Origin of the sequence: Aminobacter sp. Y103A (assembly GCF_030294925.1) — a bacterium.
In the GTDB taxonomy this organism is placed as follows: domain Bacteria; phylum Pseudomonadota; class Alphaproteobacteria; order Rhizobiales; family Rhizobiaceae; genus Aminobacter; species Aminobacter ciceronei.
Window position 1 is genome coordinate 4,496,158 of sequence record NZ_AP017986.1, and the last position, 25,610, is coordinate 4,521,767.

Sequence of the window (25,610 nt, forward strand, 5' to 3'; positions counted from 1 at the left end):
TCAGGCGATGCGCAGCTGGCTCTTCGGGTCGAAGAACACCGCCTTGTCCAGGTTGAAGGCGAGCTTCGTCTTCTGGCCGGCATGGATCGCGGCGTCGGCACGCAGCCGCGCCACCACTTCCTTGCCGCCGAGCTTGGTCACAGCGAAGGTGTCGGAACCGGCAGGCTCGACCACCTCGATCAAACATTCGCCCTCGGCGATCGACCTGGCGTTGCGATCGGCACCATCCGGGTCGGTCAGTGCTTCCGGACGGACACCGAAGATGATCTCCTTGCCCGAATAGCCACCGAGCACACCATTGGCATTCTTGATCGGCAGCGCCAGCGGCTTCTCGCCCGGCCTTTCGAGCATGACGTTGAGCCCGCCCTCGCCGTTTTCGAGGCGCGCGGTCAACAGGTTCATCGCCGGCGAACCCATGAAGTCGGCGACGAACATGTTGGCCGGACTGTTGTAGATCTCGGCCGGCGTGCCGAACTGCTGCAGGGTGCCGTCCTTGAGCACGGCGATCTTGGAGGCCAGCGTCATCGCTTCGATCTGGTCGTGGGTGACATAGACGATCGTCGTCTTCATGCGCTGGTGCAGGCGCTTGATCTCGGTACGCATGTCGACGCGCAGCTTGGCGTCGAGGTTGGACAGCGGCTCGTCGAACAGAAAGACCTGCGGATTGCGCACCAGCGCCCGGCCCATGGCAACACGCTGGCGCTGGCCGCCGGAGAGCTGGCTCGGCTTGCGGTCGAGCAGGTGGCCTATCTGCAGGATGTCGGACACCTGCTTGATCGCCTTGTCGCGCTCGTCCTTGGGCACGCCGCGGATTTCCATGCCAAACGCGATGTTTCCGGCCACCGTCATGTTCGGGTAGAGCGCGTAGGACTGGAACACCATGGCGATGTCGCGCTTGGACGGATGCAGCCCGGCGACCGAATTGCCGTTAATGGAGATCTCGCCCGAGGTGATCGGCTCGAGCCCGGCTATGGTGTTGAGCAGCGTCGACTTGCCACAGCCCGACGGGCCGACGAGCACCAGAAAGCCGCCCTTGTCGATCTCGATATTGATGTCCTTGAGGATCTCCACCTGGCCATAGTTCTTGTAGAGATTGCTGATCTTGAGAAACGACATGGGCTTACCCCTTGACCGCGCCGGCCATCAGGCCGCGCACGAAATAGCGTCCGGAGACGATGTAGACGATGAGGGTGGGCAGAGCGGCGAGGATCGCGCCGGCGAAATGCACGTTGTATTCCTTCACGCCGGTGGACGAGTTGACGAGGTTGTTGAGCGCTACCGTCAGCGGGATCGAGTTGAAGCCCGAAAACGACGAGCCGAACAGGAAGTCGTTCCAGATGTTGGTGAACTGCCAGATGACGGTGACGACGATGATCGGACCCGACGACGGCAGCAGGATGCGCCGAAAGATCTGGAAGAAGCTCGCGCCGTCGATCTGTGCTGCACGCACGAGTTCGGTCGGGAACGCCTCGTAATAGTTGCGGAAGAACAGCGTGGTGAAGCCGAGGCCGTAAATGGCGTGGATCAGCACAAGGCCGGTGATGGTGCCGGCAAGGCCGGTCAGGCCGAGGATGCGCGCCGACGGGATCAGCACGATCTGGAACGGAATGAAGCAGGCAAGCAGCATCAGGCCGAAGACGATGTTATCGCCCTTGAAGCGCCATTTGGTCAGCACATAGCCGTTGAGCGCTCCGAGGATGGTTGACAGCGCCACCGCCGGAACCACCATCATCACCGAGTTCAGGAAATAGGGTTTCAGCCCCGTCGGCGAGACGCCGATCTGCGCAGTCGACCAGGCCGACAGCCAGGGCGCTATCGTCCATTGCTGCGGCAGCGCCAGCATGTTGCCCTGGCGTATCTCGTCCAGCGGCTTCAGCGAATTGACGACCATCACATAGAGCGGCAGCAGGTAGTAGACCGCAAACAGGATGAGAACGGCATAGATCAGCGCACGGGCGAAGATGCCGTTACGGGTGGCGACGTCCTGGGAGGCGGCACTCATTTCTTCTTCCCCCCGAGTTCGGAGTAGAGGTAGGGCACGATGATGGCGAAGATCATCATCATCATCATGATCGCGGACGCAGCACCCATGCCCATTTCATTGCGGCCAAAGGTGAACTTCTGCATGAACAGCGCCGGCGTCCAGGTCGCAGTCCCCGGTCCGCCGTCGGTCATCGCCACCACAAGGTCGTAAGACTTGATGGCGAGGTGGGCGAGCACCACGAAGGCCGACAGGAACACCGGCCGCATCAGCGGAATGATGATCCGGCGATAGATGGTGAGCGTCGAGGCGCCGTCGATCTGGGCGGCCTTGATGATTTCGTTGTCGACGCCGCGCAGGCCGGCGAGGAACATCGCCATGACGAAGCCCGACGATTGCCACACCGCAGCGATGACGATGGTGTAGATCGCCATCTGGCCTTCCTTGATCCAGCGGAACGAGAAGCTTTCCCAACCCCATGACTGCATCACGTGCTCGAGGCCGATGCCGGGGTCGAGAAACCACTTCCAGGCGACGCCGGTGACGATGAATGACAGCGCCATCGGGTAGAGATAGATCGGGCGCAGCACGCCCTCGCCGCGGATTTTCTGGTCGAGGAAGATCGCCAGCGCCAGTCCGATGAAGCTGCAGATGACGATATACAGCACCGAGAAGATCGCGAGGTTCTTCAGCGCCGTGATCCAGTTGGGATGGTTGAACAGCCTGACATAGTTGTTCAGGCCGACCCAGGTCGAGAAATCGGGCAAAAGCTTCGAGCCCGAGAACGACAGGAAGGCCGTGAAGACGATGAAGCCGTAGACGAAGATCAGGATCAACGCGAAGCTCGGCGCCAGCACGATCTTCGGCAGCAGGTCCTGCAACGTCGCGCGCGGGTTCGTCACCGCGCGGGGTGCGGTCGTGGTGAGATCGGCCATGGGGTCCAGCCTCTGGGTTGTCAGGTCAGGATGTGCCCCGGCCGAAGCCGGGGCACGAAGTTCGGTGAAGGGCCTGCCGTGGCCCCGCTGCTACACAGCTCCCAGGCGTTCGCCGCCTGCCATCGTGCCACCGGCACGATGGATTTGCTGCGCATACCGGCGTCTCACCCCTTGGCGGCGGCAACCGCTTCGGCCAGCGCCTTGGCGGCGGCCTTGGAGTCGAGTTCGCCGTTGAAGTGACGGGTAACGACGTCGTAGAGCGCGTTCTTCACCGCGGCCGGTGCGGCATAACCATGTGCCATCGAGCCGAACAGCTTGCCACCGGAGCTGGCTTCCGCCAGGTCCTTGATGCCCTTCTTACCGCAATCGTCAAAGGCGGTGTCAGGCACGTCGGTGCGTGCCGGCACCGAGCCCTTGACCACGTTGAACGACGACTGGAAGGCCGGATCCTCGATGTCGGCTGCCATCTGCAGCTGCGCCTTCTTCTTGTCGTCGCCAACCTTGAACATCATGAACATGTCAGAGTTGAAGGTGACGGCGCCCTGCGTCCCGGGGAAGCGGATGCAGACGAAGTCGGTGCCCGGCTTCTGGCCGGCCTTGAGGAACTCACCCTTGGCCCAGTCACCCATCATCTGCATGCCGGCCTTGCCCTCGATGACCATGGCCGAGGCAAGATTCCAGTCGCGGCCAGAGAAGTCCTTGTCGACATAGGTCTTGAGCTTGGCCATGCGGTCGAAGGCTTCGACCATCTTGTCGCCGCCAAGTGCGGCCGGATCGAGATCGATCATCGACGACTTGTAGAAGTCGGTGCCGAGCGACAGCACGACGGCGTCGAAGATGGTCGCATCCTGCCAGGCCTGGCCGCCATGGCCGAGCGGGGTGATGCCGTTGGCCTGCATCTTGTCGAGCACCGCGACCAGCTCGTCCCAGGTCTCGGGCGCCTTGCCGCCGGCAGCGTCGAGCGCCTTTTTGGAGATCCAGACCCAGTTGGTCGAGTGCACGTTGACAGGTGCTGCAATCCACTTGCCGTCATGCTTGGCGAAGTTCTGCAGTGCGGCCGGAACGACCTTGTCCCAGCCTTCCTTGTCGGCCACTTCGCCGAGATCGCCGACGACGCCCTGGTTGGCCCAGTCGGTGATGTCGAAGCCAAGCGCCTGCACGGCGGTGGGCGGATCGCCTGCGGTGACACGGGCGCGCAGCGCGGTCATCGCCGCTTCGCCGCCGCCGCCGGCAACCGGCATGTCTTTCCAGGTCACGCCCTGGCCTTCCAGGTTCTTCTTCAGCACGTCGAGTGCTGCTGCCTCACCGCCTGACGTCCACCAGTGCAGAACTTCGACGCTTTCCTCGGCCTGTGCCATCGGCATAGGCGCGGCAAACAGTGCCGCCACGGCTGCCGTACTCATCAAAAACTTACGCATTCCAGTTCCTCCCGGGTTGCAAGTTCCTCACGCGTCATTGCGTGTCATAAAATCCCTTCGGCCCCGCCTCTGGGAATTCCTCCGTTCAGCCGCGCGCCTCCTTCGGCATCCAATGGCCGGTGCGCGGTCCGATATGCATGTTGAGCGTCTTGGTCTCGGTGTAATCCTCGACCGCATGGCGGCCGAGCTCGCGGCCGATGCCCGATTGGCGGTAGCCGCCGAAGGGCAGCTCCGAGGCGCCGTCCATGAAGGTATTCATCCAGACGGTACCGGCACGGACTCTACGGCCGACTGTCAGGCAGGTGTCGAAGTCGCGGCTCCAGACGCCTGCCGACAGACCATAGTCGATCGAATTGGCGATACGGATCGCCTCGTCAGTGGTCTCGAAGGCAAGCACCGAAAGCACCGGTCCGAACACCTCCTCTTTCGCCACCGCCATGTCGGGGGCGACCGACGACAGGATCGTCGGCTCCATGAACTGGCCGAGGCCGAGATCAGCGGCAGACCCGCCGACAGCAACCCTCGCACCGTTCTCGCTCGCACCTTTCACGTAACCAACGATCTTCGCAAGATGCTGCGGCGTGATGATAGCACCAACCTGCGTCGATGGGTCGAGCGGATCGCCGACCTTGACCTTGGCCGACAGAGCGGCAACGCGGCTGGTCACCTCGTCGGCGACGTCGCGATGCACGATCAGGCGCGAGCCGGCATTGCAGCACTCGCCGGCGTTGAAATAGGCGCCGAAGACGGCCGCATCGACGAAGTCATCCAGATTGGCATCAGGGAAGACGATCTGCGGGTTCTTGCCGCCGAGCTCCAGTGACACTTTCTTCAACGTTTGCGCGGCGTTGGCCATTGTCAGCTTGCCGATACCGGTCGAGCCGGTGAACGACACCATGTCGATGTCGGGGTGGCTGGTCAGCGGCGCACCAGCCTCCGGCCCGGTTCCGACGATGATGTTGACCACGCCCTGGGGAACCCCTGCCGCCTCCAGAATCTCGCCGAGTACCAGCGTCGAGCCTGACGTCAACTCCGACGGCTTGACCACTGCCGTACAGCCGGCGGCCAGCGCAAAAGGCAACTTCTGGCTGACGATCAGGAACGGGAAATTCCACGGCGTGATGATCGACACCACGCCGATCGCCTCGCGCAGGACCACGCCCAGCGTGCCGTCGCCCAGCGTGTTGTAGCTCTCGCCATGCAGGTCCCGCGCAAGTGCTGCCGCATAGCGCCAGATGTCGGCGGCACCGCCAAGTTCGCCCTTGGCCTGGGAGATCGGCTTGCCTGACTCGATACAATCGAGGAAGGCGAGTTCATCGGCACGCGCGTCGATGATGTCGGCGGCCCTGAGCAGGATGCGCGAGCGCTCGGCGCCGGTCATGCGCGGCCAATGTCCGTCGTCGAACGCCTTGCGTGCCGAGGCAATGGCGCGGTTCGCATCGATAGCAGTCGCGGCCTCGTAGCGGCTGACAACGGCGCCATGGCCGGGGCTGGCGCGCTCGATGGCCTTGCCTTCGGCGCCGGCGGTCCATTTGCCGTCGATCAGCATCTTGAACTCGCGGACCTTGAAGCCGTCGAGCGGCTTGGGACGCATCAGGACCGTCATCACCATTCTCCTGCAAACTTGGCGGCACGCTTCTCGCTGAAGGCCGCGACCCCCTCCTTGAGGTCTCCGGTCTTGGCCACGAGAATCGAGCCCAGCGCCTCGACGGCGGTGCCATTGTCTTCACCATTCGCGGTGGCGATCATCAGTTTTGCGACCTCGACTGCCGCAGGCCCCCGCGCCGCGACCCGGGCCGCATAGGCGCGCGCCGCAGCCACCGCCGCGCCGGTCTCGACCACATGGTCGACCAGCCCGAGCCCTGCTGCCTCGTCGGCGGAAAACACCTCGCCGCCCAGCGCCATACGCCTCACCACCTGCGCACCGGCGCGCCTCACCAGACGCTGTGTGCCCGACCAGCCCGGCACCATGCCGAGCCCGGTTTCCGGCAGGCCGATCTTCACATGACGCTCGGCAATGCGGATGTCGGCGGCTATCGCCAGCTCCAGTCCGCCGCCCAATGCATGGCCGTTGATGGCAGCGATCACCGGTACGCGCAGCGTCGCCAGGCGTTCGAACACGCGGTGGCCGAAACGCACCCAGGCATGGCCGAACTCGTTGGGTGTCATTTCGCCCCAGGCCTTGATGTCGCCGCCGGCCGAAAACGCCTTGCCCTCGCCGGTGAGGATGGCGACGCGGATTTCCGCATTGGCCTCGACCTCGTCGCAGGCCTGGGACAGCGCCTTCAGCATGTCTATATCGAAGGCGTTGAGCTTGTCCGGCCGGGCCGCCGTGATGATCGCGACAGGACCCTCGAACTCGACCCTGATGCGCTGGTCAGCCATGGATGCCCTCCAGCTTGCGCACCGGCTTGCGCGGCAGCTTCAACCTGATCGGCGCTTCGGCGAACAGGGCAGCATCCATCTGCTTGAGTTTGTCCGACACGATCAGCGGGAATTCCGACTGGTCGAGAATATGCGTCTGCAGTTCGACGCCCGGCGCGATCTCGGTCAGCACAATGCCTTGAGGCATAAGCTTCATCACACAGCGTTCGGTGACATAGGTGATGTCCTGGCCCTGTTCGACGCCGCGACGCCCCGAGAAGGTGACATGCTCGACCTCGTTGACCAGCTTCTTGAGCTTGCCTTCCTTCTCGACCACCAGCTTGCCAGCCTCGATGTCGAGCTTGGCGCCGGCATTGAACATGCCGGAGAAGACGATCTTCCTGGCTCGCGCCGTGATGTCGATGAACCCCCCGGCACCCGCCGTCACATGTGGCCGGAAGCTGAGCTTGGAGACGTTGACCGAGCCGTTGCGGTCGATCTCGAGGAACGACAGCAGCGAGGCGTCGAAACCCGCGCCCTGGAAGTAGGTGAACTGGTAGGGCGACGGCATAAAGGCATCGGCATTCGACGCGCAGCCGAAAGCGAAATCGAGCAGCGGCACGCCGCCGACGGCACCCTGCTCGATCACCCAGGTGACCTCACCATGCAGCCCTTCTTCAAGCAGGATGCGCGGCACGTTGGCCGAAATGCCGAAGCCGAGATTGACCGCGCTGCCGGCCTCGAGTTCCTGAGCGACCCGGCGGGCGATGACCTTCTGAAGGTTGAACTCGGGCACGCGGAAGCTGTCGAGAGGCCGCATGATCTCGCCTGAAATCGCAGGGTCGTAGAGCGTCTGCGTCGTCTGCTTCTGCTCGGGGTCGACGACGATGTAGTCGACCAGCATGCCCGGCACGCGCACATCGTGCGGGCGCAGCGAGCCGTCCTTGGTGATACGCTTGACCTGGGCAATGACGATGCCGCCATTGTTGCGCGCGGCGAGTGCCTGGTCGAGCCCGCCGAGATAGGCGCCTTCATGTTCGTAGGTCAGGTTGCCGCGCTCGTCTGATGTCGTTGCCCGAATGATCGCCACTTCAGGCTTGATAGCTGGGAAGAACAGCCAGTCCTCGCCCTCGAAGCTGACCTTCTTGACCAGCGGTTCGGCCGCAGCACGCGCATTCATGGCGCAGCCCTGCCGCTCGGGATCGACGAAGGTGTCGAGCCCGACCTTGGTCATGACGCCCGGCCGCTTGGCGGCAGCCTCGCGATGCATGTCGAACATGATGCCGGACGGCACGTTGTAGGCAGCCACCTCCTCATTGCCGATCATCTGCCAGATCAGCGGCGGCTCGGCGCTCGACGGCCCCGACGGATAGGAGCCGCCGATGATCGTCTTCAGCAGGCCCTTTTTGGCGATATGGTCGACACCCTTGATGCCGCTCATGTCGCCGGCGGCGATGGGGTGCAGCGTCGTCAGGTCGCGCGGATGGCCTGTAGCCTCGAAGCGTTCGCCGATCGCCTTCAGCGTCAGGTCGGGACAGCCTAGCCCGCTCGACGACGACACCGAGACCACCGCACCATCGGGTATCAAAGCAGCGGCCTGGGCGGGAGTGATGTGCTTGGTCATGTCAGAGCCCCGCCTCGATCGCCACTGCCTTGCCCGTCGCCGCCGACTTGACCACGGCAAGACCCGTCGCCAGCGACCATACGCCGTCTTCGCCCGTGGCAGACGGTCTGCCCTTGCCGGCGACAGCATCATGGAACGCCTGCAGGCCCGCTTCGTAGAGATTGCGCTGGTCGAGATCGAGCTCGTGTTCGCCCTCGGCATTGCGCAGCACGACCGAGCCGACCGGCTTCTGCGTCATGACATTGCGCGCGATCAGCGAACCCTCGGTGCCGTGCACCTCGAAACCGGTCTCGGCGAACTTGGTGGTGAACGCGTCATGGAACTGCGCGATCACGCCTGACCTGAAGCGCAGCACGCCCATCACTGCGTCTTCGAGGCCCGCCTGCCCCATGCCACCCGCCTGGCTGAAGGCGACGGCCTCGACTGGATCGTCATTGAGCACGAAGCGCAAAGTGTCGGCGTCATGCACCGTGATATCGAGGATCACGCCGCCGCCGGCCTGCGGCTTGTCGAGCCGCCAGCCCTGCAGATGCGGCGGAAGATAGACGGCATGAAACACACGCGCCGCCAGCGGCTTGCCGATACGGCCTACGGCAATTGCGTCGCGCATCGCCCGGTGGCTTCCCGCATTGCGCAGATGGTGGTTCGTCGCCAGGACGACCCCGGCATCCTTCGCCTCATGCACCATTGCCCGGGCGTCAGAAATGGTCAGCGCCAATGGTTTCTCGCACAGCACATGCTTGCCGGCCTTAGCCGCGGCAATCGCCTGTTCCACATGCAATTCGTTGGTGGTCGAGATGTAGACGGCGTCGATACCGGCATCGCCTGTAATGTCCTCAAGCGACGTCACCGACTTCGCGATGCCGTTCGCCTGGGCATAGTCGCGGCCGCGCTCGGCATTGGTGCTCATGACGGACACCACCTCGCCGCCGGTCGCACGGATCGCGCCGATGACCCATTCCCTGGCGATGGTGCTCGCCCCGATCAGACCCCAGCGCGTCATGCGGTCACCGCCTCTCGTTTCATCCGCTGTGCCGCGCCGCAGCTCTCGCGCACCACCAGCCGCACCGAGGCGACCAGCGCCTCAGGCTCGAAATCGCCTGAATTGATCTGCTTGAGCAGGAGTTGCGCCGCCCTCCGGCCCATGCCCTGCGGATCGACCGAAACAGTGGTCAGCGCCGGCACCGCAGTTTTTGCCTCGATCACGTCGTCGAAGCCGATGACGCCGAAATCGACGCCCGGTTCGATGCGGGCGCTGCGCAGCCCGTCGCATGCGCCGAAGGCTACCGCATCATTGAAGCAGAGCGCCGCCGTCGGCCGGTCGGCCATAGACAACAGCCGCTCGACCGCCGCCACTCCGCCTGCACGCGACGGCGCCGAACTGATCACCAGCTCGTCCGAGGCATCGAGCCCCGCCTCCACCAGAGCGTCGCGAAAACCGCGCATGCGTTCGTCGAATACAGCCGTGTCGTTGAAGCCGCCGAGGAAGGCGATGCGCCGATGACCGAGCTCGATCAGGTGGCGCACGGCAGCTGCAGCCCCGGCATGTCCGTCCGACACCACGGAGGAGACCTTGAGCCCCGGCACGTTGCGCGCCACCAGCACGACAGGAATGCCGCTGTCGACCAGCGGCCGGAGATCGGCTGATGTCGTCCCGCGCGCCGGCGACAGGATCAGCCCGGCCATGCCATGCTCGCGCATCGAGGCGATCACCTCGGCCTGGCGGTCGGGATTCTCGGCCGAGTTGGCCATGAACTGGATGTAGCCGGCCGACTGCACCACCATGTCCATGCCCACCGCCAGTTCGGCAAAAAAGCTGTTGGTCAGGTCATTGACGACGATGCCGACGATCTTGGATTTCGACTGGCGCAAATTGGCGGCGCTGCGGTTGTAGATGTAGCCGAGCTCGCGGATGACGGCGCCGACCTTGGCGCGGGTCGTTTCATTGACCAGCGAGCTGCCTTGAAGGACGAGCGACACGGTCGACTTCGACACGCCGGCGGCATGCGCAACATCGACAACTGTCACCTTCGGCTGCTTCAAAACGATCCTCCTGGCGAGCGTCTCTGGCTCCCTTTTCCGAGTCCAATAATTGGAACGTTCCAAACTGTCAAGCAAGGAAGAACGGCGATACCATCCTTTTCACATCGGCAGAACCCAAAGGCCTTGGCCACCAGAATGCCAGAATTGTACACAATTCGCGCTTTCAAACGATTTGTAATGCTATTTTGCCCTGAAGCCGTCCAAGCATATCGATGCACCGCCCGATCGACCGGCACACCTGCGCCAGACCTCACAATTCCGGCTTGAAATTTGGAACGATCTAAATTACCAGATGCAACCGATCAGGGAGGAACCCATGGCCAAGGCAGTGAAGCTTCCGCGGACAGACCGCTCGATCGAGACCTACACACTTGTCGGCACACCGATCGAACGACCTGAAGCCGCCCCCGTTTTCAATCGTATCGCCTACGCGGCTGCGCATGTCATCTCCGACCCGTGGGCCGACACGCTGCCCTGGAACAGCCCTGTAATCGACTGGGATGCGACCATGGCCTTCCGCCATCATCTCTGGTCGCTGGGCTTCAAGATCGCCGAGGCGATGGACACCTCGCAGCGCGGCATGGGGCTGGATTGGGCGGGCGCGCAGGAGCTGATCAGCCGCTCACTCGCCGAAGCGCGCACGGTGCCGGGTGCCGACCTCGCTTGCGGCGCGGGCACCGACCAGTTGCCCAAACAGGATGCCAAATCACTCGATGACGTCATCTCGGCTTACGAGGAACAGCTCGGATTCATCGAGAAGCATGGCGGCCGCGCGATTCTGATGGCGAGCCGGGCGCTCGCTCATGTCGCGAAATCCCCCGACGACTACCGCAAGGTCTACGGCCGCATCCTTGGCCAGGCCAAGGACAAAGTCGTCCTCCACTGGTTGGGCGACATGTTCGATCCCGAACTCACAGGCTATTGGGGCGGCGACCGTTTCGAGGACACGTTGCAGACCGTGCTGTCCATCATCACCGATCACCAGGACAAGGTCGAAGGCATCAAGATCTCGCTGCTTGACCAGGCCTATGAGGTCGAGCTGCGCCGGCGTCTGCCCCAGGACGTGATCTGCTTCACCGGCGATGACTTCAACTATGCCACCCTGATAGAAGGTGACGGCACGCGCCACAGCCACGCGCTGCTCGGCATCTTCGATGCGGTAGCGCCCCAGGCATCCAAGGCGCTGGCAGCCTTGGCCAAGGGCGACCTCGCCACCTTCCGCGGCACCATCGAGCCGACAGTGCCGTTGTCGCGCAAGATTTTCGAGGCGCCGACGCAATATTACAAGGCCGGCGTCGTCTTCCTCGCCTGGCTCAACGGCCACCAGAGCCACTTCACCATGCCCGCCGGCATGCAGTCGGCAAGAGGTGCACTGCACTACGCCGACATCTTCCGCCTCGCCGACCGGGCCAATGTGCTGGACAGGCCGGACCTCGCTGCAGCGCGCATGACGGCGCTGATGACACAGTACGGCTTCGCCTGACCGGCTACATCAGGCCAAGCTGCTTGTAGAAACCGAGCGCGTCATAATAGTCGCTCTGGCTGGCGATCTTGCCATCCTTGACCGAGAACATCGAGGCGCCGGTGAAGGCAAACTTCTTGCCGGTCGCCTTGGTGCCGTCGGCCCAGTCGCCGGTGTTGGTGCCGGAGAATTCCCATTCGAACGACACGCGGTCGTCCTGCACCACGGGCTTGCCCTTCATCGTCCAGACGGCATCGGGTACAGCCTTCAGGAAATTGTCGATGACGCCGGTCTTGGCCGCCTCCTTGCCCTCGACGGGCTTGCCGACCGAAGCGTCGTAGTAGACGACGTTGTCGGCGAAATGTTCGGCCGCCTTGGCCGAGTCATGGGCATTCCAGGCGGCGAGATAGGCGTCGACGACAGCCTGCGGCGTGTCCTGCGCCAGCGCCGGGCCGATGGCCGGAGCCGTAGCGAGGAATGCAGCAATGGCTGCGGATGCGAGAAACTGACGACGATGCATGTCTTTTCCTCCCTTGTTTCCTTTGCCCCGTTCACGGGGAGAAGGTGGCCCGAAGGGCCGGATGAGGGCGGGTACGACAAGCTCTGCTCCCTCATCTGCCTGCCCGTCCAGCCGGATCCCCGCAGCCTGCGGCAGCGTCCCGGCATTCGCTGGCCTGCCATGATGCCACCGGCATCATGGCCTTCGCGCTGCGCGCGAAAACGGCCGCTCACCCATGCGCGATCATGACATGGCGTACGGCGGTGTAGTCCTCCAGCGCGTAGACCGACATGTCCTTGCCGTAGCCGGACTGTTTGAGACCGCCATGCGGCATCTCGTTGGTCAGCATGAAGTGCGTGTTGATCCAGGTGCAGCCATATTGCAGCCGCGCCGCGGTCGCCATGCCGCGCGAGATGTCCTTGGTCCACACCGACGACGCCAGGCCGTAGTCGCTGTCATTGGCCCAGTTGACCGCCTCGTCGACGTCGGAGAAACGCGTTACCGAAACCACCGGGCCGAACACCTCGCGGCGCACGATCTCGTCCTCCTGCAGCGCGCCGGCGACGACCGTCGGCTGGTAGTAGAAGCCGCCGCCCTCGCCCGGCTTGCCGCCTGTGGTGATCTCGATGTGCTTGAGCTCGGAGGCTCGTTCGACGAAGGAGGCAACGCGGTCGCGCTGACGCCTGGAGATGAGCGGCCCGATCTCGTTTTCGGTGTCGTCGGCCTGGCCGTAGCGGATGGTAGACACTGCTGACGACAGGTCGGCGACGAGCTTGTCGTAGACCTTTTTCCCGGCGTAGATGCGGCAGGCCGCCGTGCAGTCCTGGCCGGCATTGTAGTAGCCGAAAGCGCGCAGGCCGATGACCACGGCGTCGATGTCGGCATCGTCGAAGACGATGACCGGCGCCTTGCCGCCGAGTTCGAGATGCGTGCGTTTGACCGACTTGGCCGCCGCCTGCAACACCTTCTTGCCGGTGGCGACGTCGCCGGTAATCGAGATCATGCTGACCGCCGCATGGTTGATCAGCGCATTGCCGACACTCTCGCCGCGGCCGAGCACGACATTGACCACGCCTTCCGGCAGGACCTCAGCGAGAATCCTGGCGAGCTTCAGTGCCGTCAGCGGCGTCTGCTCCGAAGGCTTGAAGACGACAGTGTTGCCGCCGGCGATTGCCGGTGCCAGCTTCCAAGCCATCATCATCAGCGGATAGTTCCACGGCGCGATAGAGGCGACGATGCCTACGGGGTCGCGGCGGATCATCGAGGTGTGCCCGGGCAGATACTCGCCCGCCACCAGACCCGGCATCGAGCGCACCGCGCCGGCGAAGAAGCGGTAGCAGTCGACGATAGCCGGAATCTCGTCATTGAGCACGGCGTTGATCGGCTTGCCGCAGTTGAGTGCTTCAAGCCTGGCAAAGGCTTCCGCCTCGGCCTCGATGCGGTCGGCGATCTTGAGCAGGTAGCCCGAGCGCTGCGCCGGCGTGGTCTTCGACCACGTCACGAACGCCGTCTGCGCTGCCGTAACCGCCGCCTCGATCTGCGCCGGCGAGGCCTCCGGCAGGCTGAGAATCGTCTCGCCGGTGCGCGGGTTGAGGATCGCTTCCTCGGTCTCTGTTCCCCGCTCGAATTTCGAGCCGATGAGCATCTGGGTGTCCATGATTTGTCCCTTTCGAGGCTTATTTGCCGGCGCCGGCGATCTGGTCGCCTTCGCGGGTCAGGTAATAGGCGGCAAGGATGGGCAGCAGGGTCGCGAGCACGACGACCATGGCGACGACATTGGTGACCGGGCGCTGGCGTGGCCGGACCAGTTCCTCCAGCATCCAGATCGGCAGCGTCTGCTGCTGTCCGGCGGTGAAGGTGGTGACAATGACTTCGTCGAAGGACAGCGCAAAAGCGAGCATGCCACCGGCCAGAAGTGCCGTGCCTATGTTGGGCAGGATCACATGCCTGAACGTCTGGAAGCCGTCGGCGCCGAGATCCATCGATGCTTCGATGAGCGAGCCCGAGGTCCGGCGGAACCTTGCCACCGCGTTGTTGTAGACGACCACGACGCAGAACGTCGCGTGTCCCAGCACGATCGTCCAGAACGAGAACGGGATCTCCGCCAGGCTGAAGGCCGAGCGCAGTGCGATGCCGGTGATAATGCCGGGTAGCGCGATGGGAAGGATGACCAGCAGCGAGATCGCCTCGCGGCCAAAAAACCTGGTCTGGCTGACGGCAGCGGCGCAGAGCGTGCCGAGCACCAGCGCGATACCGGTCGAGATCGCCGCGACCTGCACCGAAAGCCCCAGCGCCTGCCAGACGTCGGCACGTCCCCACGTCACGGCGAACCACTGGGTGGTAAAGCCGGGCGGCGGCCACTGGTAGCTCTTCTCTTCGGTGGTGAAGGCGTAGACGAAGATCAGCAGGATGGGCAGGTGCAGGAAGGCAAGGCCCGCGGCAGCTGCGATCTTGAGGCCGGTCGGGGCAGATTGCGAGCGGTCAGAGCGCATCGAAGGCTCCCATGCGTTTGGCGCCCCAGAGGTAGAAGCCCATAATGACGACGGGCACCACGGTGAAGGCGGCGGCGAGCGGGATGTTGCCGGCGGTTCCCTGCTGGGCATAGACCGCCTGACCGATGAAAAGCCTGGACGTGCCGATGATCTGCGGGATGATGTAGTCGCCCAGCGTCAGCGAGAATGTGAAGATCGAGCCGGCAACGATGCCGGGCAGCGCCAGCGGGAACAGCACGTTGCGGAACGTCTGCCTTGGTGACGCGCCGAGGTCTGACGAGGCCTCGACCAGATTGCCCGGCACACGTTCGAGTGCTGCCTGGATCGGCAGGATCATGAATGGCAGCCAGACATAGACGAAGACGATGAATGTGCCGGTGAACGATACCGACAGCGAGTTTCCGCCAATGACGGGCAGCGACAGCCAGCTGTCGAGCAGCCACGACAGATGCAGTTTGGCAAACAGCCAGGTCAGGATGCCTTCTTTGGCGAGGATCAGCTTCCAGGCATAGATCTTGACCAGGTAGCTCGACCACAAGGGCAGCATGACCCCGAGATAGAACAGCGCTTTCCAGGTGCCGCGGGCATAGCGCGCGGCGTAGTAGGCGATCGGGAACGCGATGATGGCTGAAGCCAGCGTCACCACTGCGGCCATCGTCACCGTCCGGACGATGATGTCGAGATTGGCCGCCTGCAACAGGTCGCCATAGGTCTTCAGCGTCAGCTCGCGGCTGATCAGCCCGGAGAACTCGTCGATCGAAAAGAAGCTCTGCGCCAGAAGTGCGATCAGCGAGCCGATATAGACGACGCCGAGCCAGAGCAGCGGCGGCGCCAGCATCAGGAACAGCAGCAAGCCCGGCTTGCGCCACAAGAGGTCCGAAAACGAGCCGGCCAGTCCGCCGCGCCGGGGCAGGATCGCCGCAGCCACGTTGGATGTGCCTGACACAGCCTGGACGCTCATGCCTGCTCCTCCATGAGGTGGAGCTGGTCGCGGTTGAAGGTCAGCATGACATGGGCGCCGTCCTCGGGCACGGCAGTACCTGACGGCAGCGTCGCGTGCAGTCTCAAGCCGTTGGCGTCGAGCGAAAGTTTGGTGGCCGCACCCAGATAGTGACGCGAGACGACGCGCGCCGCGACGCCGTCGCCAGACGTGTCGGAGCGGACACGGATCTGCTCCGGCCTGAGGCTGCCCCAGCGGTGCTGGCCGGCATAACGCTGGACAAAATCGGGCGGTAGCACGTTGGACGAACCGACGAAATCGGCGACGAAGCGCGAGGCCGGGCGCTGGTAGATTTCTTCTGGGGCACCGACCTGCATGATACGGCCGTCATTGAACACGGCGACCCGGTCGGCCATCGACAGCGCTTCGCCCTGGTCGTGGGTGACGAAGACGAAAGTGATGCCCAGCGCCTTCTGCAATTGCTTGAGTTCTTCCTGCATGCTCTCCCGCAGCTTGAGGTCGAGCGCGCCGAGCGGCTCGTCGAGCAGCAGCACCTTGGGCTTGTTGACCAGCGCACGCGCCAGCGCCACACGCTGCCTCTGGCCGCCGGACAGCTGGCCCGGCTTGCGGCCGCCGTAACCCGGCAGTTGCACAAGCTTGAGCGCATCTTCGGCGGCGCGGTGGCGCTCGTCCTTGCCAACGCCCTTGACCATCAGGCCGTAGGCGACGTTGTCGAGCACGTTGAGATGCGGAAACAGCGCGTAGTCCTGGAACACCGTGTTGACGTTGCGCCGGTAAGGCGGCACGCCCTCGGCACGTTCGCCGAAGATTGAGATGCTGCCCGAGGTCGGCTGCTCGAAGCCGGCGATCAGCCGGAGGCAGGTGGTCTTGCCCGAACCCGAGGGACCCAGCATGGCGAAGAACTCACCAGGCTTGATCTCGAGGTCGACGGCATCGACCGCGCGCACCGCGCCGAAATGGCGCGAGGTTTTCTGAAAGGCGACTGCTGGGGTCATCGTCTTTGGCTTCCGATGTCTGGGCCATGTGCGCCCGGGTGATGGCCTGGCCATGGCAACGCATCCGGCCGACCCACGGCCGCCGATGCTTGTCTGCCGCCGTCAGGCGGTCGTTTAAGCTCGGTTGGTGCCTCCGCCCCCTCTCCCCGTGGGGAGAGGGTCGGCCGCAAGCGGCCTGGCGAGGGGGGCATCGTTTCGTTGCCGGCCTCAGCGGCCGCCGATCACGCCGATATAGTCTGACACCCAGCGATAATAGGGCACGCATTGGTCGTTCTGGCTGGCGCATTTCGACACTGGGGTCCGCCAGAACTTGATCTTGGCGAAGTCCTCGAAGCCGTTGGCCTTGCAGCCCGCATCGGTCAGCAGTTCGTTGCCCTTGCAAGCAGCCGGCACGACCGGGTTAGACCCGAACCACGCAGCAAGATCGCCCTGCAGCTTGGGGTTCAGCGAATGCTCGAGCCACATATAGGCGCAGTTCGGATTGGCGGCATCGACATGCATCATCGTCGTGTCGGCCCAGCCGGTGGCGCCTTCCTCCGGGATCGTCGAGCCGACGGGCTGCTTTTCCGAGCCAAGCAGGTTGACCTGGAATGGCCACGATCCCGAAGCCACGACGCCTTCGTTCTTGAAGTCGTCGACCTGGATCATGGCGTCGTGCCAGTAGCGGCCGACAAGCGTACGCTGGACGCGCAGCAGGTCGAGGGCCGCCTTGTACTGGTCCTCGTTGAGCTCGTAGGGATCCTTGATACCGAGGTCGGGCTTGTGGGCCATCAGGTAGTTGGCAGCGTCCGCGATGTGGATCGCGCCGTCATAGGCCTGGACGCGTCCCTTGTTGGGCTTGCCGTCGGGCAGGTCCATCGGCTCGAACACGACGTTCCAGCTCTTCGGCGCTTCCTTGAAGACGTTGGTGTTGTACATCAGCACGTTGGGCCCCCACTGATAGGGCACGCCGTAATGCTGGCTGTCGACGGTGAACCACGGCGCATCCTTGAGGCGCTCATCGATGGTTGACCAGCTCTTGACCAAATCGGTATTGATCGGCTGGACGCGCTTGCCGGCGACGAGGCGGAGCGAGGCGTCGCCCGAGGCAGTGACGAGGTCGAAGCCGCCTTCGTTCATCAGCGCGACCATTTCGTCAGACGTGGCTGCAGTCTTGACGTTGACCTTGCAGCCCGACGCCTTTTCGAACTCCGTCACCCAGTCGTAATTCTTGTCGGTCTCGCCACGCTCGATGTAGCCCGGCCAGGCGATGATGTTGACCTGCCCCTCGCCCTTGCCGATTTCCTTGACCTGCGCCACCGCCTGGCCGGAAAAGCTGCAGGCCAAGGCGATTGCCGTGCAGGATTTCAGAAATGTCTTCATCTCGATCCTCCCATGTGCAGGAACCGCTCTCCCATTGGCGGTGTTGCCCTGAGACGAAAGGTGCTGCGAAAGCGCAGGTTTCGCAAATTCATTCGAAAGAAGGGTGATATCGGTTTTTCCGATACCGAGCAGATGCGTCAAAGCTTCTGGCGAACAGTCCGCTGTGCTTGCGCGATGCCGATGAAATCGCGCGCCGCGGCTGGCAACGACGAGCCGCGCCGCCACACCATGCCGACCTGCACCACCGGCAGCGAACCCGAGACGTCGCGGGACTCGATACGATCGCCTTCCAGTGACCACGGCCGGTAGACGAGGTCGGGCAGCAGTGCCACCCCTGCCCCTGTCGCCACCAGCGAACGCACCGCCTCGACCGAACGTGTCCGGAAGGCGACATGCGGCTTGGCACCGATCGCCGAAAGCAGTTTGCCGGTGTTTTCCTCGATCTCGTCGACCGACAGCATGATCAGTGGCTCGGATGCGATGTCGCCCACGCTGATGATTTCTGCCGAGGCGAGCGGATGGCCGAGCGGCAGCCAGAGACGATAGGCGGAGACCTCGAGGATTTCCGATTGCAGAGCCATGCGGTCACGCAGGTTGGAGGTGACCATGACGGCGAGATCGAGCTTGCCGCCGACAAGCAGATGCTCGAGGTAGTCGCCATTGTCCTCGATGGCCGAGATCTCGACAGCCGGATGGGCGCGGCGGTAGCGCGCAAGCAGATCGGACAGCACGTAACCCGCAACCAGCGAAGTGACGCCAAGTTTGAGCTGTCCGGTCGCGGTCGCCTGCCCGCCGAAAAAGGTGCGCCGGGCGTCGGAGACGTCGGCCAGGATCTTAGTGGCGTGGCGCAGGAACTGGTGGCCCTTATGGGTGATGTTGAGTCCGCGCGGATGACGCTCGAACAGCTCGACGCCGAGGTCGGCTTCCAGCTCCTTGATCGCCTCGGTCACCGACGACTGCGAGATCGACAGGTTCTGCGCCGCGCGCGAGATCGTGCCCTGCTCGGCGACGGCAACGAAGAATTGAAGCTGGCGAAGCGTGAAGGCCATGGCCGGAGTAGACAGGGCGGCGGGGGATTTGGGAAGGCCCTCGCCAAACCACGCTTGTTGTAACGATGGGGAAAGGCGCGCCACTATCGATCGTATCCCGGGCGAGCGAAGCGAGACCCGGGATGACGTGTCAGAGTCGACAGAGCGCGAAAGGTCCGATGCCAAATTGCGCAGACAGCGATCCTTCGCACCCCCCTCTAGCCTGCCGGCCATCTCCCCCACAAGGAGGGAGATCACCCCTTCATCCCCGTCCCAGCCAAACACCAACGTCGCAAAGCCAATCCTTACGACGCAGCAGGATGGGCGCCGACCGCGCCGCGACTAATCTCCCTCCTTGTGGGGGAGATGGCCGGCAGGCCAGAGGGGGGGAAGGAATGAGGCGGTCGAGATTGGCACCGACACGCTCGGAGCAGCCTGCCAATAGAACTTCACGACCATAGGAGTTCTCTTCCCGCTCAAATCGGATAACGTGCAAAAAAATAAGGCGGGAAATCCCGCCTCTTTGAAATGCCAATGGTCCGCGCGCGAAGGGCAGCGGCCCCCTAGTGCAGCACCAGCACGTCTCCGGAGGAGAAGCTGATTTCGGTCTTCTGGCCAACGACCGGCGGTGGGCTGCTCGGGCTGTTGAAGGTGTCGAGCGAGACGACGTTCTGGCCGACGCCGACGCGGACGCGGATGACCGAGCCCAAGAAATGCACGTCGGCGATCTGGCCGGTGAGGTTCGAATCGTTGCCGGCCTTGCGGCCGAGCGAGATCGCCTCGGGACGCAGCGCCAGCGACAGCGTATCGCCTGACTTGGAGCCGTTGAGCTTGCCCTTGAGGCCGATCTCCTCGGCGTTGATCTTGACAGTGCCGGAGGCGGCGTCGCTGATCGTGCCTTCGAGCACGTTGAGCGTGCCGACGAAATTGGCGACGAACTTGGTCGACGGGCGGTTGTAGATCTCGAACGGCGTGCCGGTCTGGTCGGCGCGGCCCTCATTCATCACCACGATGCGGTCGGACATCGACAGCGCCTCCTCCTGGTCGTGGGTGACGAAGATGGTGGTGATGCCGAGCTTCTTCTGGATCGAACGGATTTCCTCGCGCAGCGAGATGCGAACCTTGGCGTCGAGCGCCGACAGCGGCTCGTCGAGCAGCAAGAGCTTGGGCTTGGGTGCCAGCGCGCGGGCAAGTGCTATGCGCTGCTGCTGGCCGCCGGAAAGCTGGTAGGGATAGCGGTCGCCGAAGTCGGGCAGCTTGATGATGCCGAGCATCTCGTCGATGCGCGCCTGGGCCTCCGCCTTGGGCACGCCGGCAACCTTGAGGCCAAAGCCGATGTTCTGGGCGACGGTCAGGTTGGGGAACAGCGCATAGGCCTGAAACACCATGCCGATGTTACGCTGGTTGGGCTTGAGGCCGGTGACATCCTTGCCGCCGATCAGCACCTTGCCGGCGCTGGGCTCCTCGAAGCCGGCGACGATGCGCAGCATGGTCGTCTTGCCGCAGCCCGATGGTCCGAGGAACGAGACGAACTCGCCGGCACCGACGTCGAGGTTGAAGTCCTTGACCACGGCGACGTTGCCGAAGGATTTCTTGACGCTCTGGATGGAAAGGAAGGGATCGGCCATTGGCTTGTGCTCTTCTTGTTCAGTTCGGGCGGTTTGCCGACTTCGGCGCGAAACGGGCGAGGATCTGGATCACCGACATGCAGCCCCAGGTGATGGCAAAGGCGATGACCGCAAGTGCCGCCGGCTCATAGGCGCGGTTGGCGCCGATGTTCTGCAGATACGGACCGAAGGCCGGACGGTTGAGCAGGCTGGCCAGCGTGAACTCGCCGATGACGATGGCGAAGGTCAGGAAGGCGCCCGACAGCACGGCGATCAGCACGTTGGGCAGGATGACGCGGGCGATGATCGTGGCCCAGCCGGCACCGAGGATCTGCGCGGCTTCGGTCAGCGTGCGCACATCGATGGTGCGCAGGCCGGTGTCGACCGCACGGTACATGTAGGGCAGCGCCAGCGTGGCATAGCCGATGACCAGCAGCGCATCGGTGCCACGCGCCGAGCCGAGGAACGGCAGCGGCGAGTTGGAGCCATACATCCTGATGTAGCCGAAGACGATGACGATGGCCGGGATGACGAGCGGCAGCAGCGTGATGAACTCGACGATCGGCCGGAGATGCGGCATGCGCAGCCTGATCCAGTAGGCCGTCGGCACGACGAGGAAGACGCCGAGCAGGATGGTGAAGACTGCAACCGTTACCGAATAGCCGAAGGTTTCCTGGAAACGGCTGTCGCCGAGCACGACACGATAGGCGTCGAAGGAATATTCGCCGCGGCGCATGCGCAGCGAGAACTCGAAGGTGGCGATCAGCGGGATGAAGAAATAGGCGGCGCCGACGGCAAAGACGAGCCAGGCCCAGAAACGGGAGGTCTTCATTTGAGCCACCTCTCCGAGCGGGTTCGGAACCAGATGTAGAAGATGTTGGCGAGGCCGGTGACGACGATCATGCCGAAGGCCAGCGCATAGCCGAGATGTGGGTTGTGCAGCACGTCACCGCGGATCTGCGCATAGAGCTTGATCGGCACGATGTTGAGCGATGAGCCGGTAAAGGCATAGGCCGTGGCGATGGCGCCGAAGGAATTGGCAAACAGCAGGATGACCGTGCCGAGGAAGCTCGGCCACAGCACCGGGATGACGACCATGCGCCAGTACTGCCAGGTGGTGGCGCCGAGCGTGGCGGCCGCCTCGCCCCATTCGCGCTTCAGGCCGTCGATCGCCGGCGTGATGATGACGATCATCAGCGGAATCTGGAAGAACAAATAGACAAGGATCAAGCCCCAGGACGTCAACACGTTGAATCCCAGCGCGTAGATGTCGATGCCGATGCCGCGCAGCAGCACCGTGACCAGGCCGAGGCGGCCAAGCGTCGCGAGGAAGGCGAAGGCCAGCGGCACGCCGGCGAAATTGGAGGCGACGCCCGAAAACGTCATCGTCGACGAGCGCACCCAGCTCGGCAGGCCGCCGCGCACGATGGCGATCGCCATTGCAAGACCGATGAAGGCGCCGATGGTGGCCGACCAGAAGCTGATCTTGATCGACACCCAATAGGCGTCGCGGATCGAAGCGTCGAGGAACAGCTGACGGATATTGTCGAGCGTGTACTCACCCTGGTCGTTCTGGAAGGCGCCGATGACGAGATAGAGCGTCGGCAGGATCAGGAACATCAAGGCGAAGATGAAGAACGGCGCGACGCCGAGCCAATGGGTCGGCAAGCGGAAACCGCGGGTCGCATCCGGCGGAGCGGAGCGTGCGGCGATGGCCGGGTCGGATATGCTGGCTTGGGTCATCGGAGCGCCGTCTCGAGAGAAAATGCGGGCGGCCGCGAAGCCGCCCGCGATGGCAGAGATCAGTTACTGAACGTTGGCGCCGACAACGGCATCCCACTGCTTGGTGATCGCTTCCTTGCCCTTGGCCTGGTCTTCAAGCGTCGGGAACACGGCCTTTTCATAGGCAGCGGCCGGCGGCAGCTTGTCGAGCATTTCCTGCGGGATCTTGCCATTCTTTGCGAGATCGTTGAAGCGGATCGGGTGGCAGTAGCCCTTCAGCCAGCCGAGCTGACCTTCGTCGGAATAGAGATACTCCATCCACAGCTTGGCAGCGTTCGGGTGCGGCGCATAAGCGCTGATCGCCTGGACGTAGACGCCAGCAACGACGCCCGAAGCCGGGACGATGACGTCGACCGGCGGGTTGCCGTTCAGCGTGTCGCGGCCCGCAAGGGCGTTGTAGTCCCAGGTGATCAGGATCGGGGTCTGGCCCTGGGCGAGGGTCGCCGACTTGCCGATGACCGGCACGAAGTTGCCCTTGGCGTTCAGTTCCTTGAAGAAGGCGAGGCCCTTCTCGGCGGCCGAGGCGGCGTCGGTGGCACCCGAGCCGAGACCGGCGGCATAGACGCCCTGGATCGCCTGATTGGACGCGCGCGGATCACCGGCAAGCGCAACCGAGTTCTTATACTCGTCCTTGAGCAGGTCGGCCCAGTCGGCCGGCGGGTTCTTGACGAGGTCCTTGTTCACTTCGAAGGACAGCACGCCGTAATAGTCGCCGTACCAGTAGCCTTCGGCGTCCTTGGCGGTGTCGGGGATCGAATCCCAGGTCGCGACCTTGTAGGGCTGGATCAGGCCGTCGGCCTTGGCCTGCGGACCGTAGGAGAGACCGACGTCGATGACGTCAGGCGCCTGCGGGCCCTTGTTGTCCTTGTTGGCCTTGATCGCCTCGATCTCGTCGCTGGAGCCCGCGTCGGGGTTCAGCTCGTTGACGGTGATCTCCGGGTACTTCTTCTTGAAGCCTTCGATGACGGCGCCATATCCGCACCAGTCATGCGGCAGCGCGATCGTGGTCAGCTGGCCCTCCGCCTTCGCGGCGGCTTCGAGTGCGGCCATATCCTGGGCCGACACAAAAGCCGTCGTCACCATCAGCGACGCCGCGCTTAGGGAAAGCACTTTCCCTGCAAACTTGAACATGTGTTCTCTCCGTTGAACTGACGCCATGAGACGCCTGCGATGCGGTAATGGCTTCATGTGACAGTCGCATGAAAGTTCCATGAAGCCACCGCCCGCAGTGGAAAAAAGTTAACTACTTTTAATCGGTTGTCGCAATCGTCGCCGTTGTTTACCGGCTAATTAAATTCCGGATGTCCCCCGAGCCCTCCCCCTTTGTTTTGCCGACTATACAATTCGGGATCGTGTCCGAGCACTAGTCTCAAACCGTCCCTTCGATGGCGTTTTCAAGCAAGCCGAGCGCGGCCTTCTTGGTGAGCTTGACCGGGTTGCCGCCTGCGGTCGGGTCGACCACCGCCATGTCGGCGATCAGGGTCTTGCGCTTCTTGTCCATGTCGAGACCCTTGATCAGGCCCGGCAACGCATGCGGCACCTTGAGTTCCTTGCGCAGCTTGATCACCGCCTTGGCAAAACCGTCGAAGCCGCCCTTGATTCCGCAATAGGCCGACAGGCGGACGATCTTTTCCTCGATGGCGTCGCGGTTGAAGGCGAGCACATAAGGCATGAAGACGGCGTTGGTCATGCCGTGATGGGTGTCGTAGAGCGCGCCGATTGGATGCGACAGCGAGTGAATCGCGCCGAGGCCCTTCTGGAAGGCTGCGGCTCCCATGGCGGCAGCGCTCATCATGTGGGCGCGGGCGGTGAGGTCCTTGCCGTTGGCGAAGGCCTTGGGCAGGTTCTCGAACACCAGGCGGATGCCCTCGACGGCGATGCCGTCGGCCATCGGATGGTAGCCCGGCGCGCAATAGGCCTCGAGGCAGTGGGCGAAGGCATCCATGCCGGTGCCGGCGGTGATGAAGGAGGGCATGCCGACCGACAGCTCCGGATCGGCAATGACGATTGCCGGCAAGAGCTTGGGGTGGAAAATGACCTTCTTGGTGTGGGTCTCTTCGTTGGTGATGACGCCGGCGCGGCCGACCTCGGAGCCGGTGCCGGCAGTGGTCGGCACGGCGATGATGGGGGCGATGGCGTCGGAGTTGGCGCGGGTCCACCAGTCGCCGACATCCTCGAAATCCCACACTGGCAGCGTCTGGCCGGCCTGGAAGGCGATCAGCTTGCCGAGATCGAGCGCCGAACCGCCGCCGAAGGCAATGACGCCGTCATGCTTGCCCTTCTTGAACACGGCAATGCCGGCGGTGAGGTTCGATTCGACCGGGTTCGGCTTGACGTCGGAGAAGACGCCATAGGGCACCTTGGCGTCGTCGAGGATCTTCAGCGTGGATGCCACGACCGGCAGCTTGGCGAGCCCGGGATCGGTGACGAACAGCGGCTTCTTGATGCCGGTGGCGGCAAGCACGTCGGGCAGTTCGGAGATGCGGCCGGCGCCGAAACGGACGGTGGTCGGGTAGTTCCACTTGGAAACGAGTTTGGACATGTTTTCTTGATCTCTTGAAGGTTGGTTCGAAATCGTCAGTTGACGAAGGTGTTGGCCACGCGCTCGGAACGCATCATGTAAGGAATCCAGATTGCAGCGGATAAGAAGGACCGCGCTATTCCCCGAACGGTCTCCTTGTCGAAGATTTCGCTGCCTGGCTCTGCAAAGAGCGCGTAGGCGACAGACGCATCGGCGAGCAGGAAAACCGGCGCCGCAGTTGCCCAGATCATGTACCAACCTGGGAACATCTCCAGGCGTTTGAACATGAAAAACAACAGAACAACCGGAGCGACAACCGTCAGAACGATATTGCCCGCGGTCTCCGCAACAATGAAAACTGCCAGCCGGGTATCGAGATACTGCCAGCCGCTGAACACTTCGGCATAAGCTGTGAACTGCAGCACACCGACAATCGGAGCGGCAAACAGGCCCAGCATCGGCAGCAACAACCAGCCACCTATGCCGACGGGCCCCGGAGCCGGAGTGCGTTTGTCGTCCAGGGCCGTATCAGCCAT

The 25,610-nt window shown here is 63.5% G+C and carries 23 protein-coding genes; 1 reads left to right on the forward strand and 22 read right to left on the reverse strand.

All coding sequences use genetic code 11. The features are described from left to right. From Amn_RS22040 to Amn_RS22080, 9 genes are all read right to left on the reverse strand, one after another. Positions 1–1,116: an ABC transporter ATP-binding protein gene (locus Amn_RS22040; RefSeq protein WP_067958279.1), complete on the reverse strand. Its 1,116-nt coding sequence runs from the start codon at positions 1,114–1,116 to the stop codon at positions 1–3. Positions 1,117–1,120: 4 nt separating this feature from the next. Next, complete coding sequence (locus Amn_RS22045; RefSeq protein ID WP_067958276.1) at positions 1,121–2,002, reverse strand: carbohydrate ABC transporter permease; 882 nt, start codon at positions 2,000–2,002, stop codon at positions 1,121–1,123. Continuing rightward, the gene (locus Amn_RS22050) at positions 1,999–2,916 is read right to left on the reverse strand and encodes a carbohydrate ABC transporter permease (protein WP_286291889.1); all 918 of its coding nucleotides are present in this window, start codon (positions 2,914–2,916) and stop codon (positions 1,999–2,001) included. Before Amn_RS22050 ends, Amn_RS22045 begins: the two co-directional genes overlap by 4 nt. 164 nt (positions 2,917–3,080) lie before the next feature. Further along, positions 3,081–4,334 (reverse strand): ABC transporter substrate-binding protein, encoded by a 1,254-nt coding sequence (locus tag Amn_RS22055; RefSeq protein WP_067958270.1) that lies wholly within the window; start codon positions 4,332–4,334, stop codon positions 3,081–3,083. An 85-nt stretch (positions 4,335–4,419) separates the two neighbouring features. Beyond that, entirely contained in the window at positions 4,420–5,940 is a 1,521-nt protein-coding gene (locus Amn_RS22060; protein ID WP_067966190.1) for an aldehyde dehydrogenase family protein, read from the reverse strand. After that, a complete protein-coding gene (locus Amn_RS22065; protein WP_067958266.1) occupies positions 5,940–6,719 on the reverse strand; it encodes an enoyl-CoA hydratase/isomerase family protein in 780 nt (259 codons plus the stop codon). Before Amn_RS22065 ends, Amn_RS22060 begins: the two co-directional genes overlap by 1 nt. Beyond that, positions 6,712–8,322 carry an acyl CoA:acetate/3-ketoacid CoA transferase gene (locus tag Amn_RS22070; RefSeq protein ID WP_286291894.1) on the reverse strand — a complete coding sequence of 537 codons (1,611 nt, stop codon included), beginning with the start codon at positions 8,320–8,322 and terminating at the stop codon, positions 6,712–6,714. Before Amn_RS22070 ends, Amn_RS22065 begins: the two co-directional genes overlap by 8 nt. A gap of 1 nt (position 8,323) precedes the next feature. Further along, complete coding sequence (locus tag Amn_RS22075) at positions 8,324–9,325, reverse strand: Gfo/Idh/MocA family protein (protein ID WP_067958262.1); 1,002 nt, start codon at positions 9,323–9,325, stop codon at positions 8,324–8,326. Then, positions 9,322–10,365: a LacI family DNA-binding transcriptional regulator gene (locus tag Amn_RS22080; RefSeq protein ID WP_286291898.1), complete on the reverse strand. Its 1,044-nt coding sequence runs from the start codon at positions 10,363–10,365 to the stop codon at positions 9,322–9,324. The genes Amn_RS22075 and Amn_RS22080 overlap by 4 nt, the downstream gene beginning before the upstream one ends. 316 nt (positions 10,366–10,681) lie before the next feature. Here Amn_RS22080 and Amn_RS22085 point away from each other — a divergent pair, with 316 nt between their 5' ends. Then, the gene (locus Amn_RS22085) at positions 10,682–11,848 is read left to right on the forward strand and encodes a dihydrodipicolinate synthase family protein (protein ID WP_286291900.1); all 1,167 of its coding nucleotides are present in this window, start codon (positions 10,682–10,684) and stop codon (positions 11,846–11,848) included. 4 nt (positions 11,849–11,852) lie between these two features. On the opposite strand, the gene Amn_RS22090 is transcribed toward Amn_RS22085, so the two are convergent. From Amn_RS22090 to Amn_RS22150, 13 genes are all read right to left on the reverse strand, one after another. Next, positions 11,853–12,347 carry an ester cyclase gene (locus Amn_RS22090; protein ID WP_067958257.1) on the reverse strand — a complete coding sequence of 165 codons (495 nt, stop codon included), beginning with the start codon at positions 12,345–12,347 and terminating at the stop codon, positions 11,853–11,855. 208 nt (positions 12,348–12,555) lie between these two features. Beyond that, positions 12,556–13,983: a gamma-aminobutyraldehyde dehydrogenase gene (locus Amn_RS22095; protein WP_286291904.1), complete on the reverse strand. Its 1,428-nt coding sequence runs from the start codon at positions 13,981–13,983 to the stop codon at positions 12,556–12,558. Positions 13,984–14,002: 19 nt separating this feature from the next. Continuing rightward, positions 14,003–14,818: an ABC transporter permease gene (locus tag Amn_RS22100; protein WP_182575398.1), complete on the reverse strand. Its 816-nt coding sequence runs from the start codon at positions 14,816–14,818 to the stop codon at positions 14,003–14,005. After that, positions 14,808–15,779 carry an ABC transporter permease gene (locus Amn_RS22105; protein ID WP_154386954.1) on the reverse strand — a complete coding sequence of 324 codons (972 nt, stop codon included), beginning with the start codon at positions 15,777–15,779 and terminating at the stop codon, positions 14,808–14,810. Before Amn_RS22105 ends, Amn_RS22100 begins: the two co-directional genes overlap by 11 nt. After that, the gene (locus Amn_RS22110; protein WP_067958246.1) at positions 15,776–16,774 is read right to left on the reverse strand and encodes an ABC transporter ATP-binding protein; all 999 of its coding nucleotides are present in this window, start codon (positions 16,772–16,774) and stop codon (positions 15,776–15,778) included. The genes Amn_RS22105 and Amn_RS22110 overlap by 4 nt, the downstream gene beginning before the upstream one ends. A gap of 207 nt (positions 16,775–16,981) precedes the next feature. After that, on the reverse strand, positions 16,982–18,136 hold the full coding sequence (locus Amn_RS22115) for an ABC transporter substrate-binding protein (protein ID WP_067958243.1): 1,155 nt from the start codon (positions 18,134–18,136) through the stop codon (positions 16,982–16,984). 137 nt (positions 18,137–18,273) lie between these two features. After that, positions 18,274–19,185: a LysR family transcriptional regulator gene (locus Amn_RS22120; protein WP_067958240.1), complete on the reverse strand. Its 912-nt coding sequence runs from the start codon at positions 19,183–19,185 to the stop codon at positions 18,274–18,276. Positions 19,186–19,727: 542 nt separating this feature from the next. Continuing rightward, positions 19,728–20,792, reverse strand: coding sequence for an ABC transporter ATP-binding protein (locus tag Amn_RS22125; protein ID WP_067958237.1), 1,065 nt, complete (start codon positions 20,790–20,792; stop codon positions 19,728–19,730). A gap of 19 nt (positions 20,793–20,811) precedes the next feature. Further along, positions 20,812–21,603 carry an ABC transporter permease gene (locus Amn_RS22130; protein WP_067958235.1) on the reverse strand — a complete coding sequence of 264 codons (792 nt, stop codon included), beginning with the start codon at positions 21,601–21,603 and terminating at the stop codon, positions 20,812–20,814. Next, on the reverse strand, positions 21,600–22,514 hold the full coding sequence (locus Amn_RS22135) for an ABC transporter permease (RefSeq protein WP_502874734.1): 915 nt from the start codon (positions 22,512–22,514) through the stop codon (positions 21,600–21,602). Before Amn_RS22135 ends, Amn_RS22130 begins: the two co-directional genes overlap by 4 nt. A gap of 63 nt (positions 22,515–22,577) precedes the next feature. Further along, positions 22,578–23,684 (reverse strand): ABC transporter substrate-binding protein, encoded by a 1,107-nt coding sequence (locus tag Amn_RS22140; protein WP_067958226.1) that lies wholly within the window; start codon positions 23,682–23,684, stop codon positions 22,578–22,580. Between the two features lie 238 nt (positions 23,685–23,922). Further along, entirely contained in the window at positions 23,923–25,095 is a 1,173-nt protein-coding gene (locus Amn_RS22145; RefSeq protein ID WP_067958223.1) for an iron-containing alcohol dehydrogenase, read from the reverse strand. Between the two features lie 35 nt (positions 25,096–25,130). After that, positions 25,131–25,610: a DUF2569 domain-containing protein gene (locus Amn_RS22150; RefSeq protein ID WP_182575394.1), complete on the reverse strand. Its 480-nt coding sequence runs from the start codon at positions 25,608–25,610 to the stop codon at positions 25,131–25,133.

Excerpts from the sequence above, each read along its gene's own strand:
- Amn_RS22040 (WP_067958279.1), bottom strand. The coding sequence starts at position 1,116 with ATGTCGTTTCTCAAGATCAGCAATCTCTACAAGAACTATGGCCAGGTG.
- Amn_RS22045 (WP_067958276.1), bottom strand. The coding sequence starts at position 2,002 with ATGAGTGCCGCCTCCCAGGACGTCGCCACCCGTAACGGCATCTTCGCC.
- Amn_RS22050 (WP_286291889.1), bottom strand. The coding sequence starts at position 2,916 with ATGGCCGATCTCACCACGACCGCACCCCGCGCGGTGACGAACCCGCGC.
- Amn_RS22055 (WP_067958270.1), bottom strand. The coding sequence starts at position 4,334 with ATGCGTAAGTTTTTGATGAGTACGGCAGCCGTGGCGGCACTGTTTGCC.
- Amn_RS22060 (WP_067966190.1), bottom strand. The coding sequence starts at position 5,940 with ATGACGGTCCTGATGCGTCCCAAGCCGCTCGACGGCTTCAAGGTCCGC.
- Amn_RS22065 (WP_067958266.1), bottom strand. The coding sequence starts at position 6,719 with ATGGCTGACCAGCGCATCAGGGTCGAGTTCGAGGGTCCTGTCGCGATC.
- Amn_RS22070 (WP_286291894.1), bottom strand. The coding sequence starts at position 8,322 with ATGACCAAGCACATCACTCCCGCCCAGGCCGCTGCTTTGATACCCGAT.
- Amn_RS22075 (WP_067958262.1), bottom strand. The coding sequence starts at position 9,325 with ATGACGCGCTGGGGTCTGATCGGGGCGAGCACCATCGCCAGGGAATGG.
- Amn_RS22085 (WP_286291900.1), top strand. The coding sequence starts at position 10,682 with ATGGCCAAGGCAGTGAAGCTTCCGCGGACAGACCGCTCGATCGAGACC.
- Amn_RS22090 (WP_067958257.1), bottom strand. The coding sequence starts at position 12,347 with ATGCATCGTCGTCAGTTTCTCGCATCCGCAGCCATTGCTGCATTCCTC.
- Amn_RS22095 (WP_286291904.1), bottom strand. The coding sequence starts at position 13,983 with ATGGACACCCAGATGCTCATCGGCTCGAAATTCGAGCGGGGAACAGAG.
- Amn_RS22100 (WP_182575398.1), bottom strand. The coding sequence starts at position 14,818 with ATGCGCTCTGACCGCTCGCAATCTGCCCCGACCGGCCTCAAGATCGCA.
- Amn_RS22105 (WP_154386954.1), bottom strand. The coding sequence starts at position 15,779 with ATGAGCGTCCAGGCTGTGTCAGGCACATCCAACGTGGCTGCGGCGATC.
- Amn_RS22110 (WP_067958246.1), bottom strand. The coding sequence starts at position 16,774 with ATGACCCCAGCAGTCGCCTTTCAGAAAACCTCGCGCCATTTCGGCGCG.
- Amn_RS22115 (WP_067958243.1), bottom strand. The coding sequence starts at position 18,136 with ATGAAGACATTTCTGAAATCCTGCACGGCAATCGCCTTGGCCTGCAGC.
- Amn_RS22120 (WP_067958240.1), bottom strand. The coding sequence starts at position 19,185 with ATGGCCTTCACGCTTCGCCAGCTTCAATTCTTCGTTGCCGTCGCCGAG.
- Amn_RS22125 (WP_067958237.1), bottom strand. The coding sequence starts at position 20,792 with ATGGCCGATCCCTTCCTTTCCATCCAGAGCGTCAAGAAATCCTTCGGC.
- Amn_RS22130 (WP_067958235.1), bottom strand. The coding sequence starts at position 21,603 with ATGAAGACCTCCCGTTTCTGGGCCTGGCTCGTCTTTGCCGTCGGCGCC.
- Amn_RS22135 (WP_502874734.1), bottom strand. The coding sequence starts at position 22,514 with ATGACCCAAGCCAGCATATCCGACCCGGCCATCGCCGCACGCTCCGCT.
- Amn_RS22140 (WP_067958226.1), bottom strand. The coding sequence starts at position 23,684 with ATGTTCAAGTTTGCAGGGAAAGTGCTTTCCCTAAGCGCGGCGTCGCTG.
- Amn_RS22145 (WP_067958223.1), bottom strand. The coding sequence starts at position 25,095 with ATGTCCAAACTCGTTTCCAAGTGGAACTACCCGACCACCGTCCGTTTC.
- Amn_RS22150 (WP_182575394.1), bottom strand. The coding sequence starts at position 25,610 with ATGGCTGATACGGCCCTGGACGACAAACGCACTCCGGCTCCGGGGCCC.